Source organism: Orenia sp. (genome assembly GCF_055140805.1).
In genome coordinates, this window is the sequence record NZ_JBSQYM010000163.1 from 1 (window position 1) to 6,286 (window position 6,286).

General features: G+C 31.8%; 10 protein-coding genes. All 10 read left to right on the plus strand.

What is annotated here, in order from left to right; translation table 11 throughout:
* Positions 1 to 371 precede the first annotated feature (371 nt).
* The gene (locus ACTCDL_RS13290) at positions 372 to 791 is read left to right on the plus strand and encodes a hypothetical protein (RefSeq protein ID WP_463177660.1); all 420 of its coding nucleotides are present in this window, start codon (positions 372 to 374) and stop codon (positions 789 to 791) included.
* Positions 792 to 822: 31 nt separating this feature from the next.
* Positions 823 to 1,269 (plus strand): GNAT family N-acetyltransferase, encoded by a 447-nt coding sequence (locus ACTCDL_RS13295; protein ID WP_463177663.1) that lies wholly within the window; start codon positions 823 to 825, stop codon positions 1,267 to 1,269.
* 36 nt (positions 1,270 to 1,305) lie between these two features.
* Entirely contained in the window at positions 1,306 to 2,280 is a 975-nt protein-coding gene (locus ACTCDL_RS13300) for a threonine ammonia-lyase (RefSeq protein ID WP_463177667.1), read from the plus strand.
* Between the two features lie 92 nt (positions 2,281 to 2,372).
* Positions 2,373 to 3,197 (plus strand): prephenate dehydratase, encoded by an 825-nt coding sequence (locus ACTCDL_RS13305; protein WP_463177670.1) that lies wholly within the window; start codon positions 2,373 to 2,375, stop codon positions 3,195 to 3,197.
* Positions 3,198 to 3,363: 166 nt separating this feature from the next.
* Positions 3,364 to 3,792, plus strand: coding sequence for a hypothetical protein (locus ACTCDL_RS13310; RefSeq protein WP_463177673.1), 429 nt, complete (start codon positions 3,364 to 3,366; stop codon positions 3,790 to 3,792).
* A gap of 57 nt (positions 3,793 to 3,849) precedes the next feature.
* Positions 3,850 to 4,188, plus strand: coding sequence for a hypothetical protein (locus tag ACTCDL_RS13315; RefSeq protein ID WP_463177676.1), 339 nt, complete (start codon positions 3,850 to 3,852; stop codon positions 4,186 to 4,188).
* 38 nt (positions 4,189 to 4,226) lie between these two features.
* A complete protein-coding gene (locus ACTCDL_RS13320) occupies positions 4,227 to 4,367 on the plus strand; it encodes a hypothetical protein (protein WP_463177682.1) in 141 nt (46 codons plus the stop codon).
* Positions 4,368 to 4,433: 66 nt separating this feature from the next.
* Positions 4,434 to 5,255 (plus strand): EFR1 family ferrodoxin, encoded by an 822-nt coding sequence (locus tag ACTCDL_RS13325; protein WP_463177686.1) that lies wholly within the window; start codon positions 4,434 to 4,436, stop codon positions 5,253 to 5,255.
* A gap of 31 nt (positions 5,256 to 5,286) precedes the next feature.
* On the plus strand, positions 5,287 to 5,730 hold the full coding sequence (locus ACTCDL_RS13330) for a C-GCAxxG-C-C family protein (protein WP_463177689.1): 444 nt from the start codon (positions 5,287 to 5,289) through the stop codon (positions 5,728 to 5,730).
* 120 nt (positions 5,731 to 5,850) lie between these two features.
* Entirely contained in the window at positions 5,851 to 5,997 is a 147-nt protein-coding gene (locus ACTCDL_RS13335) for a hypothetical protein (RefSeq protein WP_463177694.1), read from the plus strand.
* Positions 5,998 to 6,286: the final 289 nt, after the last annotated feature.

The window sequence follows — 6,286 nt, forward strand, 5'->3', positions numbered from 1 at the left end:
ATTAGCCACAGTGTTTTAACCTGTGGCGATATTATGAGTCCTACAGAAGCTACGGGTTAAAACCCATAGCTAATTGAAATGTTAAATCTTTAATGCCATCTATATAGATATTAGAATATATTAAAAAGAATCATCCAAAATTTACTAAAGAATATGAAGAGATTATATATAATGGCAAAAGAATTATATAGAAGAAATAAGAGATAGATGGGCAAAGGATTCTAGAGTTAGCTTTGTATTTGATTAAAAAATGTTGATTTATAGCAGAATCTTTTAGAATTAGAACTGGAAGAGTAGTAGAGTTTGAAGATTTTTTAGATTAATCCGCTCCCCATTTTAGTTGATAAATAATAAGTAGGAGGAGAGAAATTATGCCATATGCAGAGGTTTTAGTGAGTCAAAATCTTATTAATGAAGAGGAAAAATCTATTATTGCCAAAGAATTGACAAAGGTTCTTTTAGAGTATGAGGGTTTAGTTGATAATCCGATTTCAAGGTCAATAGCATTGTTAGAGATCAAGGAGTTTGATGGTTTATATGTTGGTGGAGAAAAAGATAAGCATGATAAAGCTGTGATAAAGATTTATATCTTTGCAGATGCAATTAATGAAGAGATTAAGAAGAAGCTATTTTCAGAGATTACTAAGCTATTCATTTCAGTTAGTGATAAAGTCAAAGCACAGAATGGGAGAAATGTATGGTGTATCATAATCCCATTACATGAATTTGATTTTGCTGCTGGAGGAATTCCTGTTAGTTTGGAGATGACAAGGGAACTTGTTTTGTCTTAATTAACTAATCAATTGGAAAGGAGCTTTGATAATGGATTTTGGAAATAATTACTTTGAATTTATTCCACTGGATTCCAAATGGTATGAGCAAGTGGTAAATTTGCGATATAAAAACTTTTTTAAAGACTTAAATTTACCTAGAGAGATTGTATCTGACTCCAATGAAGAAGAGAGCACTCATTTAGTCTGTATTAATTCAGAAAGATTACTTGGTTATGGTAGATTGACAATAGATCAGAATATAAGTCAAATATCTCAAGTGGTTGTTGATCCTGAGGTAAGGGGTCAGGGAATAGCTTCGGAAATTATAAGCAGGCTCATTAAAAGAGCAATTGAGAATAATAGTGATAAGATTTATCTAAATGCTAGGTTGAATGCAATTGATTTTTATAGAAAATTTGATTTCAAGCCTGTAGGAGAAGTTTTTTCATCCTCTAAAACTACTATACCACATCAAAGAATGGAAAAACTATCTTAATTAGGATTGTAAAAACAAAGGGAAGGAGAGATAGCAGTGAGTTTTACAACAAAAGATTACCCTATATCTATTCAAGAGGTCTTTCGGGCCAAGGAGAGTGTATATAAGTTTTTAAAGCCGACAAAATTAAATTATTATCAGAACTTATCTAAGCTGATTGGAGCAGAGATATACATAAAACATGAAAACCATAACCCTGGGGGTAGTTTCAAGATAAGAGGTGGTGTAAATGTGATGCACCATTTAAAGAAAGGAGGAGTTAATGGGGTAGTCACTTTCTCTACAGGAAATCATGGTATTTCTGTAGCAACTGCTGCTAAATGGTTTGGGATGGAGGCTGTAGTTGTAGTACCTAAGGGAAATAACTCAGCTAAGAATCAGGCTATTATTGATACTGGTGCTAAGCTAGTAGAGGAAGGTAATAACTTTGAAGAAGCTGCAGAGGTTGTTGAAAGCTTAAGTAAAGAAAGAGGTTTGTATTATATTCATGCAGCAAATGAACCCCATTTAATTAATGGTGTAGGAACAGAATTTTTAGAAATTATAAATGATTTGCCAGATCTAGATACAGTAATATTACCTATAGGGGCAGGCAGTGAGCTTGCAGCAGCAGTAACTGTTTTAAAGAAGATTAATCCTAAGATTGAAATCATTTCTGTTCAAGCAGAGGCTTCCCAAGCTGCTTATCTTTCATGGAAAGAGAAGCTGATTCAAAGTAGTGAAAATAAGACCTTTGCAGGTGGTTTTGCCACAGGCTCAGCCTATGAATTACCATTTTCAATTTATAAAGATCAGCTTGATGATTTTGTGACATTAAGTGAAGATGAGATTAAAAAAGGGATTGCTCTTGCTTTAAAGCATACTCATAATCTCGCTGAAGGAGCAGGTAGTGCACCAATTATGGCAGCCCTTAAGCTAAAGGATAGATTAAAGGATAAAAAGGTAGTTCTGCAAATGAGTGGAGCTAATATAGATGAAAAGATTTTAAAGGAAGTTATGCAGTTAATTTAATTTATTCTACTAGATTGGGTATCTTCTTTAAAAGGATAAGAATAGATGACTAACTTATAGTTTAGTTGCTCTTGCAGTGGGGAGGGATAGCAATGGATAAGATAGCAACACTTGGTGCAATGGGAACCTTTAGTGAGATTGCTACCAAGAAATATATTGAAGTAAGCAATAAAAAATCAGAAATAACCTATTATCCAACAATAAGGCAGGTCTTTAAGGCTATTGGTCAGGAATGTAATCTAGGAGTTGTACCTATTGAAAACACCCTTGATGGTTTTGTACAACGAACCCTTGATTTACTCTTAGAGTCAGATTTATATATTGTCAATGAGATCATCATACCAATTCAATTTTCCTTTATAGCTAATAGTGAGAACATGTCAGATATAGAAAAAATATATGTTCAATTTAAGACTCAAGGCCAATGTTATAATTTTTTGGATGAATTTAATCAGGTCAAGCTTATAACTACTGAAAGTAATAGTGAATCCTTTTCTCAGGTGAAAAAAGATCATATAGCTGAGGGTGCAATCATTCCTAGACATCTACTTAATATTAAAAATGATTTTTCTCTCTGTATTGATAATGTAACCGATTCAGAGCATAATCAGACTAGATTCATTGTACTTGCTAAGTCTAAGGGTGATTATGAGCTAGATAAAACTTATAAAACATCAATAATTATTTTGGAAGGAGTAGCAGATCAATCAGGTGTTCTGTCTAAAATTTTAAATGAGTTTTCAACAAAAGATATTAATTTAAAATCAATCATCTCCCGCCCAACTAAGCAAGAACTTGGTAAGTATTATTTCTTCATTGATATTGAAGGGCACAAAGATGAAGAAGAGATAAGAGAAGCACTAGATAAAATTAGAAAGAATAATCTAGTTAAAATTTTGGGTTCTTATTCATTATAATATTTTAAAATAAAGGCTCCATGGGTTAATGGATATATTGCGACACTTTCGTGTCGGGAGTCAGGAATCTGGAATCAGTATAGTTTACAGGTTCCTGATAACTGATTCCAGATTCCTAAAAGTGTTGCTATTGAGTCAAGTTGAAATCAATAGGGGGGATAAATAGATGGGGCTTATTCCAATACTATTATTATTAATTAATTTATTATTTATTGTTACAGATATAATTTACTTTGAAGTCAATATGGCAATAATTTTTTTCGTAATTATTTTAATTATTAATCTAATCTATATGGCGATTATTAAGAAATTGACTCTAAGCTATCAAATATTTAAGAGGTGGTTTAAAGGGGTATTATTAGCAGATGAAGAGTGGAAGGAATTGATGCTAAGCATCAGACAGTTATTAGTTGCAAACTGTATTTTACTGTTTTTGCTTATGGTTGTTTATTTTCTTGTTATTATTTTAAGGCTGATAGTAGCTCTTCCAGCAAATTACTATACTATAGTTAACTTAATGCAAACGATTATCTTATATAATGGTATCTTCTTAGCACCAAGCTATCTATTAATTGGTCGGAAGCTGAAAAACTAGCCTTTGATAGTTAGATGATATTGAAGTTATATGGAAGATTTAAAGGAGGTAGCATTAGTGAATAATAAAGAGAGAGAATTGTTAAAAAGAAATCATAGTTTATTAATGATTAATTTTATCCATAGTCAAAATAGAGATATAGTTATTATGCCACTGCTTGCATTAATTATAATCGGTTTTTTTGTTTATGGAATGTTTTTATTACTTGCCAAGGATTATATTTATTCAGTTATACAAATTATTCTTTCTGGATTATCATTTTTATTATTAAGACAGGTCATCAAATCTAAGCAGTTACTCTATCAAGAGGTATTCAAAGCTAAAAATAAATTTAGAAGAGATTTTCCAGAGTTAGTTGACCAAGATATCGTTAAATTACATAATAAAATAAGATAATAAAGGTGAAAAATCTCTAAGAAGGAGAGGATGATTTAATGAAGAAGGTTATTGTGATTGTATTGATGTTAATACCTATTTTTAGTTATGGTTGTGAAGCCATTTATAATTCAGAGCTAAAAGATATAGATATAAACTTTACTAAATACTTTGAAGGAGTTGAATCTATTTTAGAATAAGTCTAATTTTAGATTTACTATTTTAAGAAGATAGTCTGATTTAAAAATATTACAAGGAGTGATGAGATGGAACTAGATAAGGTAACTGAAATTTTCTTCTCACCTACCAATACAACCAAGGAGGTAATCACAGCAATAGCTAAGGGGATTGGAGTTACTAATACAGAGGCGATAGATTTAACTAAGCCTGCTATTCGTGATAAATTTAACCTCCATATTGAGAGTAGTAAGGAGATTCTAATACTTGGTGTTCCAGTATATGAAGAACGAATTCCAGAAATACTTGAAAGAACTTTAACTAAGCTCAAAGGGGAAGAGCAAGCAATAATTTTAGTAGCCCTTTATGGAAATATCGGTGAGGGAATAGCACTTAAACAGCTAAAAGCGTTGGCGGAACAAGGAGGATTTAAGGTTGTTGGAGCAGCTTCATTTATTGGAGAGCATTCCTTTTCCACTTCTAAATTGGAGATAGCCCAAGGTCGTCCTGATAGAGCTGACTTAAAACAGGCAGAGGAGTTTGGGAAGAGAATAGCTAAAAAACTAAAAAATTCAGCTGATATACATAAGTTACCGGAGTTAAAGATTGAAGGGAAATTACCTTTAATAGCAAAAGTTCTACCAAGAAATAGTGCTAGATTCTTTGCTCAAAAGCCTAAAGTTGAAAAAGAAAATTGTAATAGTTGTGGCATATGTGTTAGCAGCTGTCCAGTAGGAGCAATTGCTAAGGACAATTTGGAGATAAATGATATGATTTGTTTACGTTGTTTTGCCTGTGTCAGGGTATGTCCTCAAGAAGCAAGAAAGATTAACTTCAAAAAAGGATGGATTGTCAAATTTATTTTGAAAATGAAGAGTAGAAAGAGAAAGGAACCTAGGACTTATCTATAGAAGAGTTAAACTAGAAAATGAGGTGAGAATAATGGAGTTGAAAGAATTGATTGAACAACGGGTACATGATTATTATTGGGAGGAAGACTTAAATTGTGCTACTACAATGTTAAAGACACTTGGAGAGATATACAAGGTAAAGTTAGATGATCAAGTAATCGATTCTACTAGTGCTATACCTGGAGCAGGAAGATTTGGAGCACAGTGTGGACTAGTAACAGGAACTTTGATGTTTTGTGGTATCTTAGGCAATCAACAAGGGGTTTCTAATAAGGAGATAAGAAATATCTGTTATAAGTTTGCAGATCAATTTCAAAAGAAGTTTGGGAGTCTACTTTGTAGAGAGTTACGTCCAGAAGGATTTAAAGCTGATAATCCACCACATTTATGTGAGGGCTTAAGCAAAAAAGCAGTAGAATTTAGTGCCAAGATGATAATGAATAAGAGTAGTTTTAATAATATTCAGTTGAGATAGATGGCCTACATATTAATTTGCAAGATAACAAATATAGAATATACATCCAAATTTGTAATAAATATTGATTAAATATCATATGTTAAAGATAACTATTAATATTAATAGGAGGTATAATCAATGTATAAAGTTATTGAAATAAATAAGTTAATTAAAAAATATGAGGCTATGATTTATAATTATGAACTCTCTGACGGAATTAAGAAATTATATAAGAATAAGGTTGATCATTTAAAATCTTTTCGAAGTATATTTATCAAAAACTAATCTCTTAGATATTATTAAGGTGGAGGTTTCACCTGCACAAGTAAGATGTGCTTTAACTGCAGTGATGAAAAGAATGTTAGAAGCTCCAGATACTTATAATCAGGATGGCTGGCTAAGACTTGATCAGGTGTAAATATAAAGAATGACCATGCTTAATATAGTCATCCAACTTTAGAATGAAACAATAGAAAGATATTGCGACACTTTTTATAATGATAAATTTACTAGCCACAGGTTTCAACCTGTGGTGATGGTGATATGTTACACTACGGGTTAAAACCCGTAGCTA

Excerpts from the sequence above, each read along its gene's own strand:
- ACTCDL_RS13335 (WP_463177694.1), top strand. The coding sequence starts at position 5,851 with ATGTATAAAGTTATTGAAATAAATAAGTTAATTAAAAAATATGAGGCT.
- ACTCDL_RS13310 (WP_463177673.1), top strand. The coding sequence starts at position 3,364 with ATGGGGCTTATTCCAATACTATTATTATTAATTAATTTATTATTTATT.
- ACTCDL_RS13305 (WP_463177670.1), top strand. The coding sequence starts at position 2,373 with ATGGATAAGATAGCAACACTTGGTGCAATGGGAACCTTTAGTGAGATT.
- ACTCDL_RS13290 (WP_463177660.1), top strand. The coding sequence starts at position 372 with ATGCCATATGCAGAGGTTTTAGTGAGTCAAAATCTTATTAATGAAGAG.
- ACTCDL_RS13295 (WP_463177663.1), top strand. The coding sequence starts at position 823 with ATGGATTTTGGAAATAATTACTTTGAATTTATTCCACTGGATTCCAAA.
- ACTCDL_RS13320 (WP_463177682.1), top strand. The coding sequence starts at position 4,227 with ATGAAGAAGGTTATTGTGATTGTATTGATGTTAATACCTATTTTTAGT.
- ACTCDL_RS13325 (WP_463177686.1), top strand. The coding sequence starts at position 4,434 with ATGGAACTAGATAAGGTAACTGAAATTTTCTTCTCACCTACCAATACA.
- ACTCDL_RS13330 (WP_463177689.1), top strand. The coding sequence starts at position 5,287 with ATGGAGTTGAAAGAATTGATTGAACAACGGGTACATGATTATTATTGG.